This window comes from Acinetobacter sp. FL, from assembly GCF_040744925.1.
Classification (GTDB): Bacteria; Pseudomonadota; Gammaproteobacteria; order Pseudomonadales; family Moraxellaceae; genus Acinetobacter; species Acinetobacter radioresistens.
Window position 1 is genome coordinate 1,949,394 of record NZ_CP160437.1, and the last position, 21,437, is coordinate 1,970,830.

The following is a 21,437-nucleotide window of genomic DNA, read 5'->3' on the forward strand; positions in this document are numbered from 1 at the left end:
CTGGCTTTAAAGAGAGTTAGCCATGACAGCACACACCATTATATTTGCGCCTATCGAGCAGGCCACGCGCTCGGAACAGGTGGTAGGACGGCTAGAAAATGCAATCATTTCCGGTCTGCTCAAAAGTAATGAACAGCTTCCAAATGAGGCCGATTTGGCCCGCCTTATGGGAGTATCACCTATTACGGTTCGTGAAGCATTAAACACCTTGAGAGTAAAAGGCCTGATTGATACGCGACGTGGACGTAACGGTGGAAGTTTTATCTGTGAAATTTCTCCTGATCTGTTGCTAGAGCAGCATCCCTTGCGGCAGGCTAGCAGTGATTATCTGGCAGATCTGGGCGAATATCATAGCGCCATTCTTGGCCATAGTGTATATCTGGCTGCCCAGCGCACGACAACACAAGATCTTTCAAAAATGAAGGAACTGATCCATTTGTTTGCACAGGCTATACAACCGGATACCCGCGCACAAACCGATATGCGCTGTCTGTTAACTCTAACTTCGTTTGCACAGTCCTCAAGACTAGCCAATCAGGAGCTTTCTATTCAGGCAGAGTGGGCCCCTCTGGTTGCGATACTTTATCAGGATACAGACTTTCATGCAGATGTAGTTGAGCAGTATCAGCAATTATTGCCATTGCTAGATCAGGCAGATGAAGCTCAGGCAGCACTGCACACCAAAAAAATTATCTCAATGCTGACTGACCAGATGCTTGAGTACAAACTGTCCATCGCATAACAAGAATAGATATACCGGAACGTTGCATGTTCCTATCCAGACGGTGAAATAACAGGGACAAGGATATAAAGGAATGAAAACAGAATTATATATAGAACAGCTCCAGATGTTACTCGAGCAGGTTATAAGTGAGACCACTTCAACTGCACAGCAATTGGCCCAGCAGACCAGCCATATTTTATCTCGACGTATAATAGATCCGGGTCGCGGTATTAAACTGTCGACTGAGGAGCGTCAAGCTTTACAATATGAAATTAAGGCTGCATTAGGAAAATCGACTTATACACATGGGATTGGTTTTGCAGGATATACTCCCGAAAACCAGGAAGAAAAAGATTACTGGACACTGGAATGGTGGTTTAAAAAAGGTGATGAACTGCAACAGGCTAAACTTGAAAACTACCAGAATGCCCAGCGTTTTCTCGATTTCCGCTCCTTTGACTGGTTTCAACAGCCAGCATGCAGCAAGCAGCCCTATATTCAAGGGCCTTATGTCGACTATATCTGTAATGGTGCCTACACGATTACCACAGCCTATCCCGTAATGGTACAAAGCCAGTTTGTAGGGGTAATTGCTATTGACTTACTGGTCTCTTCACTTGAAAAAGTTTTTCTGCCTGGCCTCCGCAAAATCAAGCAGGCTGCTGTAATTATTAATGATACAGCCCGTGTAATTACCTCCAACACAAAAGGTTTTCGCACGGGTACTCTGGTGAGACATACGCCTATGACTAGTACAATTGTGCGGTCATCCCAGCCCTTGCAGCTACTGGTTTTATAGCTTTAAACCGGTTATGGGTAAAGGCTTTAAATTAAGCCTCTGATTAGAAGCCAAGCCACCTTATAAATTACAAGAACCTGAGCTTAAAAGTTTGGGCACATATTCTTTATGCTTATTTTATTTATATCAGCAACATATCAGTGACTGGCTTAAAAATTGCAGGGTAGCAAACAGAAATATAAGGGCTTTTATAATATGGAAAAAACTACTGTAAATTTAAAAAAACTGACCCTCTGGCAAGTCATTATTATTGGTATTGCCTACATGACCCCGATGACAGTATTTGATACCTTTGGCATTGTTTCGGGTGTTACCGATGGACACGTACCTTTAGCTTATATACTGGCATTAATTGCAATGGTGCTAACTGCATGGAGTTATGCGCGTTTTAGTCGTGAATCTGAAAAAGCAGGTTCAGCATATACCTATACTGCTGAAAGCTGTGGTCCACAATACGGCTTTTTTGTTGGCTGGTGCGCGCTGCTGGATTATCTCCTGCTTCCGCTCATTAATGTATTACTCGCTTCCATTTACCTCACTGCCCTGATTCCAGATGTTCCTTATTGGGCTTGGGTCATGATTTCTGCAAGTGTTGTCACTCTGGTGAATTGTTTTCGTATCAACATATTAGCCAACTTAAGTCTGGCTTTTGTTTTTGCGCCTATTATTCTCATGGTTATATTTGTTTATCTGGTAATTCAGGGTATAGGCTCTTCTCAAGGTTATGAGCATGTTCTGACTCTTACGCCCTTATGGAATGGAGATCATGAGCTTTTACCACTTATCGCTGGCGCATCAATTTTGTGTTTTTCATTCTTAGGGTTTGATGCAGTCACGACATTATCTGCTGAAACCAAAGACCCTAAGCGGAATATCCCGCGTGCGGTACTGATGACCACCCTTATTGGCGGTTTGATCTTTATTAGTGCATCTTGGTTTATCCAGCTTTATTTTCCCAGTAATGTCCGTTTCAATAATCCGAGTGAAGCCCTGCCAGAAATCGTGCTTTATGTAGGTGGAGCCTTTTTTCAGTCGGTTTTCCTGTGTGGGCAGATTATGAATACCTTTGCTTCCGGCCTTGCTACCCATGCCAGTGCCTCGCGGCTTTTGCATATTATGGGCAGAGATGGTATTTTTCCGCGTAAATTCTTTGGTGCAGTTCACTTTAAACTCGGTACGCCACTTTTTTCGGTATTATTTGTCGGCCTCATTTCAATGAGTGCAGCTTTTCTGGATCTCGCCCAGGTGGTTAGCCTGATCAGTTTCGGTGCTCTGGTTGCCTTTACTGCGGTGAATTTCTCAGTATTTATGCAATTTTATATTAAAAAGCAGCAACGCACAGGACTCAAGAATAAGTTCCTCAACCTGGTTTTACCATTTATTTCGGTCTGTGCCATCTTGTGCCTCTGGTTCAATCTGGATCATTCTTCCTTGATATTTGGTTGTATCTGGTTATTGGTCGGTATCTCCGTTTTCTTTTACAAAAAATTTAAAAAGCAGAATATTGCTATCAGCAATGTTTATTAATTCATTGAGGTCAGAAGCCATGTTAAATATATCTAAACCTATAATATTAAATGATGTTGTTTTTAAGCAGTCAACCACTCAACAGGCAGGTAAAGAATGGAACTGGGTTAATCCCCGTCATCTACAGGCTGACCACCCGGCAAATTACTATGAAAGCTCTCTGGCAGACTGGCATGAATTTAATGCCCTGCAAACTGATTGTGAATGTGATGTGGTTGTCATTGGTTCAGGCCTGCTAGGTGCCTCTACTGCATTACATCTGGCTGAACAGGGGGTCGAAACTGTTGTACTTGAGAAAAACCGTGTGGGTAGTGCCGCTTCGGGGCGTAATGGTGGCCAGTTGACACCTGGTCTGGCCCGTTGGGAAGCGGGTGAAATGTCAGAACATTTTGGCTATGAAGATGCAAAAAAACTCTGGCATTTTACTTCTACAGAGGCTATGCAGTTAATTGATGAAATCTCTGAAAAATACGGTCTGGATTTTCAGCGAAAACGAGGACACATTACAGCTGCGGTTCATCAAGGTCATCTGGTTGGTCTTACCCAAGGCGCAGATGCCCGTAAATATCTCGGTGAAGCCCATACACGCATTGTGGGTAAACACGAGTTAGGTGAATATATTAAATCAGACTATTATACCGGCGGGCTGATTGATGAGTTAGGGGGCCAGATTCATCCACTTGCTCTAAACCGTGGCCTGATTTATGCCTTCTGCAAAAATGGGGGTATCGTGTATGAACAGACTGAAGTAATTATAATTGAAGAAGCCGAAGACGGCGTGTATGTCAGAACAGCAACCGGTACAGTCAAGGCACGTAAAAGTGTAGTGATGGCTGTACATCATGCATCATTTAAGTTGCTTCCACAGAAAAAACAGACGACGCTTCCCTTCTATACTTACGTTAGTACCACTGCTCCGCTTGAGCTTGATATTCATGAGCTTCTGCCTGAGGAACATCCGGTTTACGACACCCAATTTCAGATTGACTATTATCGCCCGGTCACACAGAACCGGTTGTTGTTTGGCGGACAAGGTACAGGTAGCTGCTGGTCACCAGAGAGGACCTTGAACTATTTAAAAAATCGTATTCATACAGTTTTCCCACAGCTCAAGCGGGTTGAAATTGATTTTGTCTGGAGTGGTACCACTGATTTGACAGTCAATGGTGCTGTAGACAGCCGTAAGTTCGGGAGCAAGTTTCCAATTTATGCCGTGCATGGCTGGAGCGGCCACGGTGTTGCCCAGACTGTGCGTATTGGTAAAGCAATTGCAGCAGATTTTATTGGTCAATCCAGTGATTTTAAAATGCTCACCCAGATTGATCATGCCAACATCCTGTTTGCGCGCACTCTGGCCCCTGTTGTGATTCCAATTGCAAAAAGTGCTTATGGTGTGGGAGCTTTAATGAATCCAGGTAAAATGGTGTCTTTTTAATATTTTATTTAAGAAATATAAATAGTTTTCTCCAGCTTGAAATCATTAAAAACCGGTAAAGCAAATCGCTCTACCGGTTTCATAAATGAGCAGTTAAGGTTTAGAAAAAATAAAAATTACCAGCCAGCTGGCAATAATTTGAATAATGCAGCAATAGCATAAACAGCACTGGCAAAATAGATAAGAATAATCAGAATTTTAATGCCCGGGTGAGTAATGGCAGAGCTGCATGTCCATGAAGGTTGAATATCTCCACGCGCACGCGCACCTTTTAAAATAAGCATGGGCATGATAGACAGGACTACACCGCTAAATGTTCCCGCGATATAAAGAGCATTAACGAAAGAGACCATACCGCTATAAGCCAGCAAAAATGGTGGAAGAGTTACAATGGCCATGACCAGAAGACGCTTTTTCATATCGGTATGAATTGCCAGTTTAAAACGATCACCGATATTTGTAACCAGACTGCCACCTAGCCCCCAGTACGAAGTCAGCATTGCAAACAAGGCAAACAGGTTAGCAGAGAAAAAGGCCCAATTGCCCAGTACCTTGCCCCAGCTTAAAGTTGCTACCTGGGTAATGTTATCCAGACCACTAAGAGCAATTACGGACATCGGTACCACAGCCAGCAGAATAAATGTAATTACCATACCGGTAATAATAGCTTTTGGCAGCTGCTCAGGCTTATCACTAAAACCACGCGCCATTTCCGGCACGATATATTGGGCAGAAAAACAGAACACCACGACATTAAATACTGGAATCATATAGATCCAGTTGCCCTGCATCAGATTGACAAACTGGGTTTTTTCATTGAGCAATGTCGCACCGAATAAAATCGCCAGCATAGCAACCATGCATATACAGATTACTTTTTCACTACGGCCAATCGCTTTTAATCCGAGCCATAATATTCCTGCCGCGGGAATAAAGAAAATAAGACTGCCGAGTGACCTTGGCAGGCCGGCCAGCGAATTCAGCAGCTCACCACTACCACTCATATAGGCGATTAATGCACCCATTGAGTTAACACAAACCGCTGCGAAAATAATCCATGAGCCTAAAGCACCTACATAACGCTCGGACAGGCCGCTTAGTTGCAGATGTGCCCGGGTTCTTAATGTTGACTCGGCAACATATAGCATGGTAATGGTGGTCAAAATACCAGCGACAATTAACCAGAATAGCAAAGGCATAAAACCTGCCTTACGCGCTGCATAGGCTATAGAGAGAATACCGGCACCAATATTGGTGCCGACAATCATTGCAACGCCTTCCAGAAAACTTAAAGATTTGACAGGCGCTTCTTTGCACTCTGCAACGGTAAAAGGTACTGCGCCTTGTATAGTCTCTTCTGACATGATGAATTCCTTATAAATTATAGTCCTTGATGACTTAGGTAGAGGTGGTCCCACATGTTTGAACAACTAAAAGCTTATTTATAAGTGATACTCTGCTCTAGTTAAGCTACCTTATTTTGTTGTGGTAGCTGGTCATAGTAAAACTCATCTGGAGTCATTTTGTCCAGACTCGAATGAGGTCGTTTCAAATTATAAAATTCAAAATATGCGTTTAATTGCTTCTTCGCATCCAAAACATTGCTGTAGGCTTTGAGATACACCTCTTCATATTTAACGCTCCGCCATAATCGTTCAACCATCACATTATCAACCCATCGACCTTTACCATCCATACTGATTTGAATGCCATTTGATTTCAATACATCAATAAATGCATCACTGGTAAACTGACTGCCTTGGTCTGTATTAAATATTTCAGGTCGACCATATTTTTCAATAGCTTCATTTAATGTTTCTATGCAAAATGTAACCTCCATACTAATCGATACTCTATGCGCAAGTACCTTGCGGCTATGCCAATCAATCACAGCACATAAATAAACAAAGCCTTTTGCCATAGGGATATACGTTATATCCGTAGACCACACTTGATTACTGCGCTGAATAGCCAATCCTTTGAGCAGATATGGATATTTGCGGTGAGCTTGATTAGCCTGGCTTAAATTTGGTTTGCAATATAACGCATTAATGCCCATTTTCTTCATTAAAGTACGTGTATGACGTCGTCCTATATGATGTCCTTGACGATTCAACAAATCACGCATCATCCGGCTACCTGCAAAAGGGTATTGCATATGTAACTCATCCATACACCGCATTAGCTTCAGATCTGATGCACTCACAGGTTTTGGGCGATAGTAATAACAACCACGGGAGACTTTCAGCAGCTGAGCTTGCTTAGATACTGAAATCTGAAGTGAGTCATCGATTAACTTTTGTGGTTGAAGCGGCCCAGTTTCTTCAACACACCTTCTAAAAAATCAATTTCTAATGCCTGCTCACCGATTTTTGCATGTAGTTTTTTTAGATCGATGGGTGGTTCTGTTGGAGCTTTTGATTGATCGAAAGCTTGCGAGGAAGCTGAAATCAGTTGATTTTTCCAGTCGATAATTTGGTTTTGATGAACATCAAATTCAGCACTCAATTCAGCAAGTGTTTTTTCTGCTTTAATCGCAGCAAGTGCTACCTTAGCTTTAAAATCATTTGAATGATTTCTTCTTGGTCTACGTGCCATAAAATACTCCATATATTGATGTTTATAACATCATTTGGGGAGCAAAATATCACTTATAAGTGTTGTTCAAATTTCCTGATCCACCTCTGGTTTCTAATTTCCTGTTATGCTTTTATAACGGGTTCAGATTCATCTTCTGATCAATCCTGCTTGTTTTAAGACCCTTGAATTTCAGTAAATTAAGCCTGAGTATATGTTCAGCTCCAGGGTTAAACCTGCTGGCCCATCCATAAGGTTTTATAATTTCATGCTTTATGGGACCAGAAACGAGAGCCATTTTTAATAAACCGGAGAGAGCCAATTGCTTAGCTTGTTAGGAGATCATCTGTTACAGCGCTTACAGAAACAGACCGAGGGAGCTCTATATCACCGGGTATTCTGCTGTTTACGTGATGCCATCACAGAAGGTATTTTACCGCCTAAAACACGGCTACCGGCTTCGCGTGATCTGGCTCATGAACTCAAGGTTTCACGTAATACTATCTTGAATGCCTATGAGCATTTACAGGCACAAGGTTATATTCAGGCACATACGGGACGTGGCAGCTGGGTCGCTGAAAACCTGCCGGAGAGCTATCTGACAGTACCGGGACATGAACATCTGGCAGAACAGCCCAACCAGCAACAGTTAAAGCATCTGTCTAAGCGTGGTACTGCATTTCTTGAAAGTGCAGCCGCATCCCCCTATCAGTGGGGTGCTTTTGTGCCAGGCGCACCAGACGTTACCGAATTTCCACACGCCGAGTTTGGTCGGATTCTGAACCGTTTAAGCCGCCAGCCGGAAATTTCAAGGCTCATCTATAGCAATGACGGGGGCTGTCTTGAACTTAAACAGGCATTAGCAGATTATTTGCGGGTTGCGCGCTCTGTACGCTGTGAGGCTGACCAGATTCTAATTACTGAAGGTATTCATCAGGCAGTAGATCTGGTTTCACGCTCTTTATGCGATGCCGGTGATCAGGTCTGGATTGAAGATCCGGGATACTGGGGTGCGCGTAATATTTTACGGATCAATGGACTGTGTATTAACCCGGTACCCGTTGATCATGAAGGTCTTATTCCTGATCATACGTCTTCTGTTCCTAAACTGATCTTTGTTACTCCCTCACATCAGTATCCGCTTGGTTCGCACTTGAGCGTATCCAGACGCCGGCAACTGTTAGACCTGGCCCGTTATCACGGCAGCTGGATAATTGAAGATGACTACGACAGTGAATTTCGCTTTTCCGGCCAGCCTTTTCCCTCCTTGCAGGGACTGGAAGAAAATACGCCCGTCATTTATATGGGAACATTCAGTAAAACGATTTACCCGGCTTTACGGATCGGTTATATGGTCATTCCTAAAAGTCTGGTCGAATCACTGAAAACGGTAGCTGCCGAGCTTTATCGGGGCGGGCATTTACTTACACAGCGGGCACTGGCTGAATTTATTCAAGAAGGTCATTATGCCGCTCATATCCGTCGGATGCGGATTTTGTATGGTAAACGCCGTGCATTTCTAATTGAACTGATTGAGCGCTATCTGGGCACAGAGTTTATTCATGAATTTAGTCATGCAGCAGGGTTACACCTGGTCCTCAAGCTGCCGGAGCATAGTGATGACGTTGCAATTGCCAGAATGGCCCTTTCGCGTGGTGTCAAAGTAAGACCTTTATCACGCTATTATTCGGATGCAACCCGCTCACAAGCCGGACTGCTACTGGGCTTCGCCTGTGTAAAAGAGAAAGACATGCTTGTAGCATTTAGCGTATTAAGACAATGTCTAAAAGAACATCAGATTGCACTTTGAGCCGGGTTAAAGCTACCCTTTTACTCACTATACAAATGCAATAAGAAGGGCACAGCCTAAACTGTGCCCTTCTTAAGAGTTTAACAAGATATTTTTATACTACGTGCTTTTGTACCAGAATACAGCCTACAGAATAGCCTGCACCAAACGAGCACAGAATTCCATATTCACCATCGTTTACTTCGTGTGCTGTGCGGTGCATGGCAATAATAACCCCGGCAGAAGAAGTATTGGCAAATTCATCCAGAATAATTGGAACAAGCCCTGGCTGGGCTGCTTCTTTGCCTACTACCAGCTTCAAGATTAATTCATTCATGCTGGCATTGGCCTGATGTAACCAGAAGCGTTTTACTTCATTAGGCTGAATACTGTTTTTCTCAAGTTGAGCAGTAATCATTTTTGCGACCAGCGGACATACTTCCTTAAATACTTTGCGGCCATCCTGACGGAAACGCTTGTCATCAATATCGGCATTTTCACTGGTATTCAAAAAACCAAAATTATTACGAATATTGTTGGAAAATTGAGTAAACAGCTGTGTGTCCAGAATTTCAAAGCCAGATTTGCTGTCTGTATTTTCAATAATAGAAGCAGTCGCTACATCACCAAAAATAAAGTGGCTGTCACGTGAACGGAAATCAGAATGCGCAGATGTAATTTCAACATTGACCAGCAATACACGACGCGCGCCTGTCTTAATGGCATCATGAGCCTGTTTCAGGCCAAAGGTCGCTGCCGAGCATGCCACGTTCATGTCATAGGCATACCCCTGAATTCCCAGAGCAGTCTGAATTTCAATAGCAACTGCCGGGTAAGCGCGCTGCATGTTTGAACATGCCAGAATCACGACATCAATATCTTCAGGTGTAACACCAGCATTTTCCATCGCCTGCTTGGCAGCAATTACGCCCCACTCTGCCTGTAACGACAGCTGGTCATCAGCACGTTCCTGCAAATGTGGACGCAAACGTTTCGGGTCAAGAATACCAGTTTTTTCAGACACATAACGACGTTTGACGCCTGATGCCTTTTCAACAAATTCAGCACTTGAACCACGGCGGGGCTCTAGTTCACCTGCAGCAATTTTTTCAGCATTTTCTAGGTTATACTGTTCCACATAAGCATTTAAACTTTCAACTAACTCTTCGTTGGTAATGACATTTTCAGGATGAAACAAGCCAGTACCAGTAATGCGGATGCCCATGTAAAACTCCTTTTAAAGAATGACGGTATTTTAACTGATTCCGAGCCGATCCCATAGTTTTTGCAGTCGAGTTGCAGAAACAGGTATTTTGGTCTTCATAGGCTGGGAGAACAGGGAAATACGTAATTCTTCAAGCATAAAGTAAAAGTCTATAGATTTCGGATTGTTACGGACACTGAATAACTTGTCCATCCACGGGTCAACCTGGGCAATAGCAGCTTCATCACGTTGCAGGTTATTAGGCAAACGCTCCAGACGCAGAACCAAGGCCTTCAAATAACGTGGAAATTCTGCCCATACCTCAGGCGGCTGGGTATAAACGAAATCGCCCAGCTGCATCAGGTCAAGCTGATCTTCAATATCATCAATACTACGCCCAAAAATTTCCGGATCAAGCACGAGCAGTTTACGGCGAATATCTTGCCACTGAATAAAAATATCGCTGAGTGCTGCCAAAGCCTGCTGGCCATAACTCAGGAAATTTCCCTTAACCTCTGCCAGTACATTCTGGAACTCTTCGGCATTCACCGGCAGTTCAGTTAATGCCATTTGCAAAGTCGCATATACCAGCATTTGCTCCAGTTTGGCCCGGTCACCTAATGGCGAATAAGCCAGAGCCAGAGGCTTACCCAACTGCTTTTTAAGCTGACGTATCAGGTCACCTAACTGCATGTGAATCAGACGAATTACTCCTTCACGATGCTGTTTAATGGCTTCGGCCTGATCATTAAAACTTTGTATAACAACACCTGATTCATCTTTAGCTTCTATCTCACTAAAGCTTTTTACCGGAACCAGAGCCTGATACTGTTTTATCACTACACCTGTTACTTTCTGAGTGGCTTCAAAAATAAAGCTTTCCGGAAAAGTTTTATATTCACCTTTCAGCTGTTTTACCGGTCGCTGGGTTTCCTGACGGCAACGTGCTTTTAGCTCTGCCAGATCACGTCCTTTTTCAATCACTCGGCCTTTTTCATCAGTTACCTTGATAAAAGGAATCAGGTACTGATCAATCCGTTCAACTGAAAAATCCTTCTCTGTAATCTGTTCACCCCGCAAGGCAAATGTCAGATAATTCAGAACATGACGCTGCAAATCCTTATCCTGTACCTCACGCAGCAACTTGCGTGCAGTATCCGGGATCGGCACCAGATTACGTCGTTTATCCTTTGGCAAAGATTTAAGCAAGGCCTCAACCAGTTCCTGACGCCAGCCTGGAATTCCCCAAGACCAGATCTCTTCATTGACCTGCGCTAATGCCTGTAATGGAATTTTTACTGTAGCCCCGTCTTCATCATGGCTTGGGTCAAAGCGGTAACTTGCAGCCAAACGTAACTGTCCATTTTGAAGATAATCCGGAAACTGCTGTGTAGTCGGACGGTCATTCAGCCAGAGTGACTCTTCATCGACATATAAGAAACGCGGTTCTTTGGCCTCAACTGTAGCCAGCCAGTCTTCAAAACTGCGTCGGCTGGCAATTTCAGAAGGAATTTTAGAAGCATAAAACTGATAGACAGTTTCTTCATCTACAACCAGATCACGTCGGCGCAGCTTGTCTTCTACCCGCTCTACTTCTTCAAGTTTAAGCAGGTTATGTTTTAGAAATGGCGGCATAATGCCCAAGTTACCGGTTGTGAGAGCATCTCGCAGGAAAATCTCATGAGCTGCTGCCTGATCAACTTTTTCAAAATTGGTCAGGCGTTTTGGCTCAATAATTAAACCAAATAGCGAAATCTGGTCATAGGCATTTACAATACCTGTCTTTTTCGACCAGTGCGGCTCAAAATAGTGATGCTTCAGCAAATCGCGGGCCGCTAGCAAAATCCATTCCGGTTCAATCTTAGCCAATGTCCGTAAATAGACCTGTGAAGTTTCTACCATTTCAAAAGCCATTACCCAAGATGCACCCGCCTTATGTAAAACAGAAGCAGGAAAAATTCGTGCCTTTTGCTGGCGCACCGCCATATAGACATTTTTTTCATCAGTCTTGTTGGCAATAAAGGAAAGTAATCCGGTTAGCAGGGCTCGGTGCAGGTTTTCATAACTGGCAGGTTTATCATTAAAACTCAGCTTTAAGCCTTCAGCCAGTTCAACAAGTTGTTTATGAGTCTGTTTCCATTCACGTAAACGTAGCCAGCTTAAAAAATGCTGACGTGCAAATGCGCGACGTTTATTTTCACTTAGCTGGTTATCCTTGTTGCCTTTTAAAGTTGACCAGAGCTTCAAATAAAATAGAAAATCTGAATCGGCTTCTTTAAATAAAGCATGTTTCTGATCCGCCTGAGTCTGTTTATCCGCAGGTCGCTCACGTGGGTCCTGTACAGCCAGTGCGCTCACAATAATCAGAGCTTCATTTAACGCACCGAAGTGTGCCCCACCCAGAATCATGCGGGCAAGTCTTGGATCAATTGGCATACGTGCCATCATCTGACCAATTTTAGTCAGCTCAGCTTTTTTCTCGTTTAATGCACCCAGTTCAATGAGCAGCTTACGTCCATCATTAACCAGGCGGTGGTCAGGCGGCTCAATAAAGTCAAAATTTTCAAGATTTCCTAAACCTAAACTCTGCATTTGCAGAATGACTGAAGCCAAGTTTGTCCGCTTGATCTCAGGTTCTGTAAATTCTGGCCGGCTTAAAAAGTCTTCTTCACTATACAGACGAATACAGACCCCAGGCGCAATACGGCCACAGCGCCCCTTACGCTGGTTTGCAGCAGCTTGCGATATCGCTTCAATTGGCAAACGCTGTACGCGCGAGCGATAACTATAGCGGGAAATACGGGCAAAACCGCTATCAATCACATAGCGAATATTAGGAACAGTCAGTGCCGTTTCTGCCACGTTAGTAGCAATAATAATGCGCCGGCCCTTTCCTCCCGGATTAAAAATTTTCTGCTGTTCACCTAAACCCAGGCGTGCGAACAGTGGCAAGATTTCTGTATGCCGTGGACCATGTTTTTCCAGAGTTTCCTGAAGTTCGCGAATCTCCTGCTCTGTACTTGAAAAGATCAGGATATCTGCATGTTCCGGATGACCTTTTTCTTCTGCATCCTTAAAGCACTCTTCTACAGCCTGAACTACTGCACGTGGCAAATTTTCTTCGAAGTCATCAAACTCATCATCATCACTTCCTGCAATGTTCAGGTCGGAAATCGGACGATAACGTACCTCAACCGGAAAACTCCGGCCTTCCACTTCATAGACTGGTGCGCCATTAAAGTAATGACTAAAACGGTTTACATCTAGTGTTGCCGAGGTAATAATGACTTTTAAATCAGGACGTTTTTTAATGAGCTGCTTCAGGTAGCCCATAATAAAGTCAATATTTAGTGAACGTTCATGCGCCTCATCAATAATAATCGTGTCATATTTAGTCAAGTAACGATCATGGGTCAGCTCAGCCAGCAGAATTCCGTCTGTCATCAACCGGACTATAGAATCCTGTGAGCCCTGTTCATTAAAACGGACTTTAAAGCCAATGGACTCCCCAAGCTTTTCACCCACTTCTTCAGCAATACGCTGTGACACGCTACGCGCTGCCAGACGTCTCGGCTGGGTATGACCAATCATTCCCGTCAGGCCGCGGCCTGCCAGCATTGCTATCTGGGGTAATTGTGTTGTTTTACCAGAGCCGGTTTCACCTGCCACAATAATGACCTGATGCGTTTGTATTGCTTCAATCAGTTTGTCTGCATATTGCGTGACTGGCAAATCCTGATTCAGTTTAATATTCGGGAGGCGTTCTACACGTGTCCGCACCTTGGCGTTAGATTTTTCAAAAAGTTCCTGATACTGCTTGGGATTCGCATCTTTACCTTTACCTAGCCGATTTAAACGATAAGAGTCCCGCGCCATGACCAGTTGATCTACATTTAAATGACTCAGCACCGAGCGCAATTCCTGATATAAAAATACGAACTGTCTATTTTACGCCGTAATGACATCCAGTGAAAGAATTCTCACTTTAATATATTTAGTGTTTTTTTCATTTTAACCCTTGAATTTTAAAGGGTCCGACGGCATGTTATATGCGTAGCAAAAATGCTTGTCCTGACTGGCTCTAGATTTCGCCTTAAAAAATGAACCGGACAAGACTTAGGTAAAATAGAAATGGCTTAATTTGTTTTACCGATTTAAGCAATGTAAAAATACTATTTTACCAATGATAAAAAATTATCTATTCTAGATCATGAAATTTAAATGCTAACACTCAATCATGGAGACAATGATGAGCTTAATTAATACTGAAGTTAAACCATTTAAAGCAACTGCTTATCAGAACGGCCAGTTCATCGAAATTACTGAAGCTGACCTGAAAGGTAAATGGTCTGTATTCTTCTTCTATCCAGCAGACTTTACTTTTGTTTGCCCAACTGAGCTTGGTGACCTTGCAGACAACTATGCTGAATTCAAACAGTTAGGTGTTGAAATCTACTCAGTTTCTACTGACACTCATTTCACTCACAAAGCTTGGCATGACTCTTCAGAAGAAATCAAGAAAATCGAATACCCAATGGTAGGCGATCCAACTTGGACTCTGGCTAAAAACTTTGAAGTATTAATCGAAGCTGATGGTCTTGCTGACCGTGGTACTTTCGTTATCGATCCAGAAGGTAAAATCCAGATCGTTGAAATCAATGCTGGCGGTATCGGCCGTGATGCATCTGAACTGCTTCGTAAAGTAAAAGCAGCTCAATACGTTCACGCTCACCCAGGTGAAGTATGCCCAGCTAAATGGAAAGAAGGCGATGCAACACTTGCTCCTTCAATCGACCTAGTAGGTAAAATCTAATCTTGATTAGATTAAGCTAATAAAAAACCGTCTCATTTGAGACGGTTTTTTTATTTGAATTTTATTCTATAGCCGAGCCAGCACAGCAATAACATATTTTATACTCACAGAAAGATTTATTTCGACTATGGTCAGCTTATAAACATTATAAATGAAAATATAACTAAAGCGTGGAGGAAACCTATGCCACAAGTTTTAGCTGTTATTTACTGGAAATATGACTCTACTTCACGTTATTTAAAAATTTTTTATAATAATGGTACAGGCGAGCTTTATCACCCCGTACCGGCATTTGTATATGACAATATGATGCGCGTTACTGACAAAACTGCTTTTGTTCACAAATATCTGGAGTTTAATTTGCACTTTGACCGGCTATCAATAGCGTGAGTTTCAGTACATTAAAGTTTTGAAAATAAAAGATTCAGGTTCGTGTTGCCATGAGTAGACCGGCTCCTAGATCCAGTGTCATTAACATCATGTCCTGCTCCTGCTGAAGTAAAGATATAAAATCTTTAACCTGATCTGCATGTGAAATTACGTTATCTACAATCAGGACCCCTTTTGGGGTCAAAACTTTCTTTAAATAAGGCCAGTAGATAATATAAGCATCCCGCTCTGCATCAAGTAGAATAAAATCGTACTGTTCTTGAGTGTGGCGAAGAAACTCAAGCGCATCTCCGACCCAAAACTGGACTACATCATTTAATCCCATTTTTTGTGCATGCCACTGTGCCTGCTGACTCCGTTCCTTCTCTATTTCCAGAGTAACTAATTTTGCCCCTGTTGCTCTGGCCGCCTCTGCCAGCCAGAGTGTAGAGTATCCGGTAGAAGTACCAATTTCCAGCAGTCTCTCAGGTTGCTGAATACGTACTAGCATAGACAAATAGTAAGCCGATTCTGGCTCAATATTTCGATAGCGCAGCAATCGGTCATCCTGGTCTGCATCATGAGCTTGGAAAGATTGATAGAGCTCAGCCATATAGACATTAAATTCGGAAGTCGCCATGGCAGTTTTTCCTGTTTTTATTATAAATTTTTTATGGTTTAAAATTTATACGATCTGGATAAGCTTAAATCGGGGAATAGTTTCACCTTCTACCTCCACCGTTTCCTTAAACATACTTAAAGGTCGAACCCACATTGAATAATCACCATATAGACATTGATAAATAACCAGTTCCTCTTGTGTTTCACTGTGTTTCGCTACAGAAAAAACCTGGTATAGCTGTCCCTTATAATGCTGATAAATACCACGGGTAATTTGCATGGTGTATTCCATCGAGAGAAGTTTAACAATCATGACTATGCCATAAAAAATTTTATTTGCTGCATGAAGAAAGTAAAATATTTTATTTACTGTCTCGCCGTCTGCAATTGAGAACCGGGCGAATTACACACCGCCTAAACAGCTAAGTCATGAAAAACAAGATCAGAACAGGCCCGAAAAACCGGCTCTGTTCTTTAATAACAATTCTTAAAACCGATTGTATTTATAAAAACATATTGTTTTACCTATTAATGGCTTTGCAGTATCATCAATTCATTCCTTAATATTGACTCCTTTGGAGAAGTTAGCAATGTTAGACCAAAATACTTCAGCACAACTTAAAACATTACTCGAACGTCTGGAAAGCCCGATTGAACTGGTTGCCTCTTTAGATGGCTCTGACAAGTCAGATAAAATCAAAGAGCTGGTCAATGAAATTGCCGCCCTGTCTGATCAGGTGACTGCACGCCTTGATGGCCAGCACAGCCGCCGCCCAAGCTTTGGTGTGGCCAAAGCCGGTGAGCAGCCCCGGGTATTCTTTGCCGGCCTGCCGATGGGGCATGAGTTCACCTCGCTGATTCTGGCCCTGTTGCAGGTTTCCGGATACGCTCCCAAAGTCTCTGACGAGGTACTGGCACAGATTAAAGCGCTCAACCTGACTGCTGACTTTGAAGTATTCGTGTCACTGAGCTGTCATAACTGTCCGGATGTGGTGCAGGCCCTCAACCTGATTGCCATCTATAACCCGGGCACCACTGCCACCATGATTGACGGGGCCTTCTTCCAGGAAGAAGTCGAACAGCGCAAGATCATGGCGGTTCCAATGCTGTTCCAGAACAGCCAGCACATTGGTCAGGGACGTATGACCCTGGAAGAGATTATTGCCAAGCTGGACAGCGGTGCGGCGGCCAAAGATGCAGAGAAACTCAATGCCAAGGCAGCCTTTGATGTTCTGGTGATTGGTGGCGGCCCAGCCGGGAATACTGCTGCCATCTATGCAGCGCGTAAAGGTATCCGTACCGGGATCGTGGCTGAACGCTTCGGTGGACAGGTGATGGACACCATGGATATTGAAAACTTTACCTCGGTCACCAAAACCCAGGGGCCAAAGTTTGCTGCGGCCATGGAAGAGCATGTGCGTGAGTATGAAGTCGACATCATGAACCTGCAGAAAGTTGCCAGCATTAAAGGCGCAGAAGAAACGGCCAGTGGTCTGGTTGAAGTGACTCTGGACAATGGTGCCCGACTGGAATCTAAAACAGTGATTCTCTCTACCGGTGCACGCTGGAGACAGATGAATGTACCGGGCGAGCAGGAATATGCGACCCGTGGTGTTGCCTACTGCCCGCACTGTGACGGTCCGCTGTTCAAGGGCAAACGGGTGGCAGTGATTGGTGGCGGTAACTCCGGGGTTGAGGCAGCGATTGATCTGGCCGGTATTGTTGAGCATGTGACCCTGCTTGAGTTTGCTGATACTTTACGTGCAGATCAGGTATTGCAGGACAAGCTGGCGAGCCTGCCGAACACGACAGTAATCAAGTCTGCGCTGACCACCGAGGTGGTGGGAGACGGCTCACAGGTGACTGCACTGCGTTATCAGGACCGGGTATCTGGAGAGGACAGGGAGATTGAACTGGCGGGTATCTTTGTACAGATTGGTCTGCTGCCGAACACTGACTTTCTGAAAGGGTCAGAAGTCGAGCTGAGTAACCGCGGTGAGATTGTGGTGAATGAGCGTAACGAGACCAATGTAAAAGGTGTATTTGCAGCGGGTGACTGTACAACGGTACCGTACAAGCAGATCATCATTGCTACAGGTGAAGGTGCAAAAGCGTCGCTCTCTGCTTTTGATTACATTATCCGCTCCGGTCAGTAATTTTTTAATGCGAAAAAGCATATTCCTTACAAGAATATGCTTTTTTTATATATATCTTACAAGTCCTCAACAATATGTAGTCTTTATTACAACTTTTCTTTATGCTTATATTTTCCTGAGTGTTTTTTAATCAACAAAAGGAAGGAAAATAAATGAAAAAGTTAATTGCTGCGTTAGGTTTAGCTTCTACAGTTCTCATTGTTGGCTGTAATAACAATAAAACTCCAGAAGCTGATGATCATGCTGCGACTGCTGGTACAACCACCGATTCGACTGCTACTGGCACAACTACAACAGACTCTACTATGGATATGAATAATACCGCAGGCGAGCGATTAGACAATACTACTGGCACAGTGGCTGATCCGGCTACAACAAGCACCGCTACAGATACAACTGGTGCAACTACAGGTACCACAACTGGTGGTACAACAGATACCATGACTAATACGGGAACTACTGGCACCACAGGTACAACTGGTGGTACCAGCGGAACTGGCAGTTCACAGTAATATTGTACTGAATATAAAAAAGCCCTTACATTGAGGGCTTTTTTATATCTAAGTTTTATCTAAAAAATCTAATAGATAACAACTCTTACAACTTTTCAACAAAGCTGAGTCGTAATACCACCCTTCTTTATGTTTAGATTTAAATAGTGAAGAAAAGTTGAAAAAATTAGAAGGATGTATACATGAAAAACTTAAATAAACTGGTAGTTGCTTTAGGCATGACTTCGGCTTTGTTCTTGGTTGGGTGTGATAAAGAAAAATCTTCGGATATGGCGAAAGATAATGCCATGGCTAAACCCATGGACCAGATGGAGGCCCCTTCAGATGGCGTAGGTGAAAGTTTAAAGGATGCAACTAAAGCTGGTTTCGATGAGACCAGTCAGGCTACCAAAGGTGCAACCATAGCGATGGAAAAAGGCGCTAATGCAACTGCAGTAGCTACTAAAGAAGTGAGTGAGGGTGCAGGACAGGCTGCAAATGAAGCCACTGGCGAATCACGGGTAATTGACCCTGCACAAGAGCGTGAAACACGCGATAGCTCTCAGCATAATAGTCAGACCCAGTAAATTTTTTGTGGTTAAAAAGCTCCCCTTCCGGGAGCCTTTTAATTAGCCTTTAAAACTTTTTCAAGATTAATTTTTGCCTGATTTTCCAGTTTATCCTGAAAATATTCAGTTTTAAATAACGGATGGGCTTGATAAAAATGAGCTAAAACTTTTTTGCGCTTTTCATGATATTTACCCTCTGACACCCAGGCATATTCTTGTTGAATCTGCTGCTCATACTCAGCAAAACGGGACGGTTTACTACCTAAAATCGCCAAGTCTATATCAAGCAAGGTTTTAAGGTCCAGATCGTCATCTTCAGACAGTTCATGAGTTTGTGTTGCCAGTATCCACGAGTAAATTTTAGAGATTTGATCAATAGTCATGTAAGGTGCCAGACTCTGTTTCATTAACTCGGCATTTTTTAATTCATTTTGATCAGATTTTGGCTCATAAACCACGTCATGAAACCAGATCGCCAGCTCAACAGCCAAGGGGTCATTCACGCACATTTTTAGAGGCTGGTATAAGTCCAGACATTCTTCTATATGTTGAAGTGTATGATAATAACGCTGAGGTTCCTGATAGGCAGTAATTAATTTCTGAAGCAGGCTGTCTGATAAATACAATGCATTAGTCTGTTGAAGTTCTTGCCAGTATTGCTTAAGTCTTTCTAGCTTAGGTTGCATAAATCAGTATTCCTATTTCTTAGCTCAACCGGACTTTTACCTTATTTTTTGATGAGAACTTATTCTATAAATAACCAATAGCCATAATTCGAATACTGGTTATTTTATACGTGAGAATATATTTAAACAGATTGCTCATCACGTTTAAAAATTAGTTCTTTAGCGCTTGAGTTTACTGTGTCCAGATAATAACCCTCACTATTAAAAGCTTTTAAATCTTCTGGCTGGGTTAACTGGTTTTCTATAATAAAGCGTGCCATCAGGCCACGTGCTTTTTTGGCATAAAAACTGATGATTTTGTATTTACCATTCTTCTGGTCAAGAAAGATCGGTTTAATGATAGCAGCTTGTATTTTGTTTTCTTGCACTACCTTGTAGTATTCATCTGATGCAAGGTTGATTAAATAGTTATGCTGATGTTCAGTCAGTTCCTGATTAATCTGCTGGGTAATAAGATCTCCCCAAAACTCATACAGGTTATGTCCACGGCTGTTTTGCAGTTTGGTACCCATTTCCAGACGGTAAGGCATCATTAAATCTAGTGGCCTTAACAAGCCATATAGACCCGATAGCATTCGCAAATGTTGCTGGGCAAAATTCAGATTGTTGTGTTTCAGACTATAGGCATCCAGACCGGTATATACATCGCCTTTAAAAGCAAAAATAGCCTGTCGGGCATTACCAAAATTAAATTCTGGTGTCCAATCCTGAAAACGCGCAGTATTCAATTGGGCTATTTTCTCACTAACACTCATCAAACTGGCGATTTCTGAAGCAGACAGTTTACGACAAAAGTCTATAAGTTCTTGTGAGTGCTCAAGCAGTCTTGGTAAAGTATGTTCATCGGTAGGTAATGCAGATTCATAATCTAAGGTCTTGGCAGGGGAAATTAGAGCTAACATAAACAACCTGGTCAAAAAATAATTAATCAAACTATAACAGTCGACTTATTTTAATGCCAATTTGTGTTTTTGCTGAAGTTAATCGCTAAAATACGCGATTCTCCTGCTATTTATCGTTTGTACTATGTCCGAGCAAATCTTTATTCAAGGTCCGGTGGGGCAAATTGAAGTTTTTGTTGATTATCCCCAAGGCGAAGTAAAAGGATATGCCCTCGTTTGCCACCCTCACCCTCTTCAGGGAGGCACACCTCAACATAAGGTTCCTGCACTTTTAGCCCAGATTTTATCTGAACGTGGCTGTGTGGTTTATCGTCCAAGTTTTCGTGGTTCAGGGCAAAGTACCGGAACACATGATGAAGGCTATGGCGAGACAGATGATACTTTAGCGGTACTACAACATATTCGTGCCCTACACTCCCATTTGCCATTTTATGCAGGTGGCTTCAGCTTTGGTGCTCACGTGATGGCAAAAGCTTATGATGCCTTGCCAGCAGTAGAGAAGCCTAAACAGTTGATTTTATGTGGTCTGCCTACCAATACTGTAGCCGGCTTGCGTCATTATAAAACGCCTGAAATTCAGGGAGATATCCTGTTTATTCATGGTGAAAAGGATGAAATCACCTTGTTATCGGATGCTATTAGCTGGGCTACGCCACAAAAGCATCTGATTACTATTCTGCCGGGAGCAAATCACTTTTTTACGGGCTATTTAAAACAGTTACGTATCGCGATTTCTCGTTTTTTAATCGTTGAATAAAAAATAAATACAGGCCCG

Annotated in this window: 19 protein-coding genes; 11 read left to right on the top strand and 8 right to left on the bottom strand. The window is 42.9% G+C overall.

Going from position 1 to position 21,437, the window contains the following annotated elements; genetic code table 11:
- The first annotated feature begins 22 nt into the window (after positions 1-22).
- The 4 genes from ABZP31_RS09070 to ABZP31_RS09085 all read left to right on the top strand — a co-directional run bounded on the left by ABZP31_RS09070 (position 23) and on the right by ABZP31_RS09085 (position 4,485).
- Complete coding sequence (locus tag ABZP31_RS09070; protein ID WP_174498973.1) at positions 23-742, top strand: GntR family transcriptional regulator; 720 nt, start codon at positions 23-25, stop codon at positions 740-742.
- Positions 743-815: 73 nt separating this feature from the next.
- Complete coding sequence (locus ABZP31_RS09075; RefSeq protein WP_174498974.1) at positions 816-1,523, top strand: cache domain-containing protein; 708 nt, start codon at positions 816-818, stop codon at positions 1,521-1,523.
- A gap of 195 nt (positions 1,524-1,718) precedes the next feature.
- A complete protein-coding gene (locus ABZP31_RS09080; protein ID WP_248135338.1) occupies positions 1,719-3,050 on the top strand; it encodes an APC family permease in 1,332 nt (443 codons plus the stop codon).
- 19 nt (positions 3,051-3,069) lie between these two features.
- The gene (locus ABZP31_RS09085; RefSeq protein ID WP_248135337.1) at positions 3,070-4,485 is read left to right on the top strand and encodes an FAD-binding oxidoreductase; all 1,416 of its coding nucleotides are present in this window, start codon (positions 3,070-3,072) and stop codon (positions 4,483-4,485) included.
- 116 nt (positions 4,486-4,601) lie between these two features.
- Here ABZP31_RS09085 and ABZP31_RS09090 read toward each other — a convergent pair whose 3' ends face one another.
- Both ABZP31_RS09090 and ABZP31_RS09095 read right to left on the bottom strand, forming a co-directional pair.
- Positions 4,602-5,849, bottom strand: coding sequence for an amino acid permease (locus ABZP31_RS09090; RefSeq protein WP_248135335.1), 1,248 nt, complete (start codon positions 5,847-5,849; stop codon positions 4,602-4,604).
- Positions 5,850-5,950: 101 nt separating this feature from the next.
- A protein-coding gene (locus ABZP31_RS09095; RefSeq protein ID WP_223235881.1) for an IS3 family transposase occupies positions 5,951-7,083 on the bottom strand; the annotation gives its coding sequence in 2 pieces (ribosomal slippage) (positions 5,951-6,831 and positions 6,831-7,083; 1,134 coding nt in all).
- A gap of 301 nt (positions 7,084-7,384) precedes the next feature.
- Here ABZP31_RS09095 and ABZP31_RS09100 point away from each other — a divergent pair.
- A complete protein-coding gene (locus ABZP31_RS09100; RefSeq protein WP_005019616.1) occupies positions 7,385-8,872 on the top strand; it encodes a PLP-dependent aminotransferase family protein in 1,488 nt (495 codons plus the stop codon).
- A 94-nt stretch (positions 8,873-8,966) separates the two neighbouring features.
- Here the strand turns inward: ABZP31_RS09100 and ABZP31_RS09105 are convergent, their stop codons facing one another.
- Entirely contained in the window at positions 8,967-10,076 is a 1,110-nt protein-coding gene (locus tag ABZP31_RS09105; RefSeq protein WP_248135333.1) for a beta-ketoacyl-ACP synthase III, read from the bottom strand.
- Between the two features lie 30 nt (positions 10,077-10,106).
- Entirely contained in the window at positions 10,107-13,964 is a 3,858-nt protein-coding gene (gene hrpA / locus ABZP31_RS09110) for an ATP-dependent RNA helicase HrpA (RefSeq protein WP_248135331.1), read from the bottom strand.
- 340 nt (positions 13,965-14,304) lie between these two features.
- Here hrpA and ahpC point away from each other — a divergent pair, with 340 nt between their 5' ends.
- Together ahpC and ABZP31_RS09120 are read left to right on the top strand one after the other, a co-directional pair.
- Positions 14,305-14,868, top strand: a complete 564-nt coding sequence (gene ahpC, locus ABZP31_RS09115; RefSeq protein WP_005019607.1) for an alkyl hydroperoxide reductase subunit C — start codon at positions 14,305-14,307, stop codon at positions 14,866-14,868.
- 183 nt (positions 14,869-15,051) lie between these two features.
- Positions 15,052-15,258, top strand: coding sequence for a KTSC domain-containing protein (locus ABZP31_RS09120; RefSeq protein WP_005019605.1), 207 nt, complete (start codon positions 15,052-15,054; stop codon positions 15,256-15,258).
- 34 nt (positions 15,259-15,292) lie between these two features.
- On the opposite strand, the gene ABZP31_RS09125 is transcribed toward ABZP31_RS09120, so the two are convergent.
- Both ABZP31_RS09125 and ABZP31_RS09130 read right to left on the bottom strand, forming a co-directional pair.
- Positions 15,293-15,877 carry an O-methyltransferase gene (locus ABZP31_RS09125; RefSeq protein ID WP_248135329.1) on the bottom strand — a complete coding sequence of 195 codons (585 nt, stop codon included), beginning with the start codon at positions 15,875-15,877 and terminating at the stop codon, positions 15,293-15,295.
- A gap of 45 nt (positions 15,878-15,922) precedes the next feature.
- A complete protein-coding gene (locus tag ABZP31_RS09130) occupies positions 15,923-16,138 on the bottom strand; it encodes a DUF1653 domain-containing protein (RefSeq protein WP_005019600.1) in 216 nt (71 codons plus the stop codon).
- 310 nt (positions 16,139-16,448) lie between these two features.
- Between ABZP31_RS09130 and ahpF the strand changes: the two genes are divergently transcribed.
- The 3 genes from ahpF (at position 16,449) to ABZP31_RS09145 (ending at position 19,092) form a co-directional block, all read left to right on the top strand.
- Positions 16,449-18,014, top strand: a complete 1,566-nt coding sequence (gene ahpF, locus ABZP31_RS09135; RefSeq protein ID WP_005026743.1) for an alkyl hydroperoxide reductase subunit F — start codon at positions 16,449-16,451, stop codon at positions 18,012-18,014.
- Between the two features lie 152 nt (positions 18,015-18,166).
- Positions 18,167-18,526: a hypothetical protein gene (locus tag ABZP31_RS09140; RefSeq protein WP_248135385.1), complete on the top strand. Its 360-nt coding sequence runs from the start codon at positions 18,167-18,169 to the stop codon at positions 18,524-18,526.
- 182 nt (positions 18,527-18,708) lie between these two features.
- Positions 18,709-19,092: a hypothetical protein gene (locus tag ABZP31_RS09145; protein ID WP_005026695.1), complete on the top strand. Its 384-nt coding sequence runs from the start codon at positions 18,709-18,711 to the stop codon at positions 19,090-19,092.
- A gap of 38 nt (positions 19,093-19,130) precedes the next feature.
- On the opposite strand, the gene ABZP31_RS09150 is transcribed toward ABZP31_RS09145, so the two are convergent.
- Together ABZP31_RS09150 and yaaA are read right to left on the bottom strand one after the other, a co-directional pair.
- Entirely contained in the window at positions 19,131-19,760 is a 630-nt protein-coding gene (locus ABZP31_RS09150; protein ID WP_005406289.1) for a hypothetical protein, read from the bottom strand.
- Positions 19,761-19,882: 122 nt separating this feature from the next.
- Positions 19,883-20,662 carry a peroxide stress protein YaaA gene (gene yaaA, locus ABZP31_RS09155; protein WP_101161562.1) on the bottom strand — a complete coding sequence of 260 codons (780 nt, stop codon included), beginning with the start codon at positions 20,660-20,662 and terminating at the stop codon, positions 19,883-19,885.
- Positions 20,663-20,786: 124 nt separating this feature from the next.
- Here yaaA and ABZP31_RS09160 point away from each other — a divergent pair, with 124 nt between their 5' ends.
- On the top strand, positions 20,787-21,419 hold the full coding sequence (locus ABZP31_RS09160) for an alpha/beta hydrolase (protein WP_005406466.1): 633 nt from the start codon (positions 20,787-20,789) through the stop codon (positions 21,417-21,419).
- Positions 21,420-21,437 lie beyond the last annotated feature (18 nt).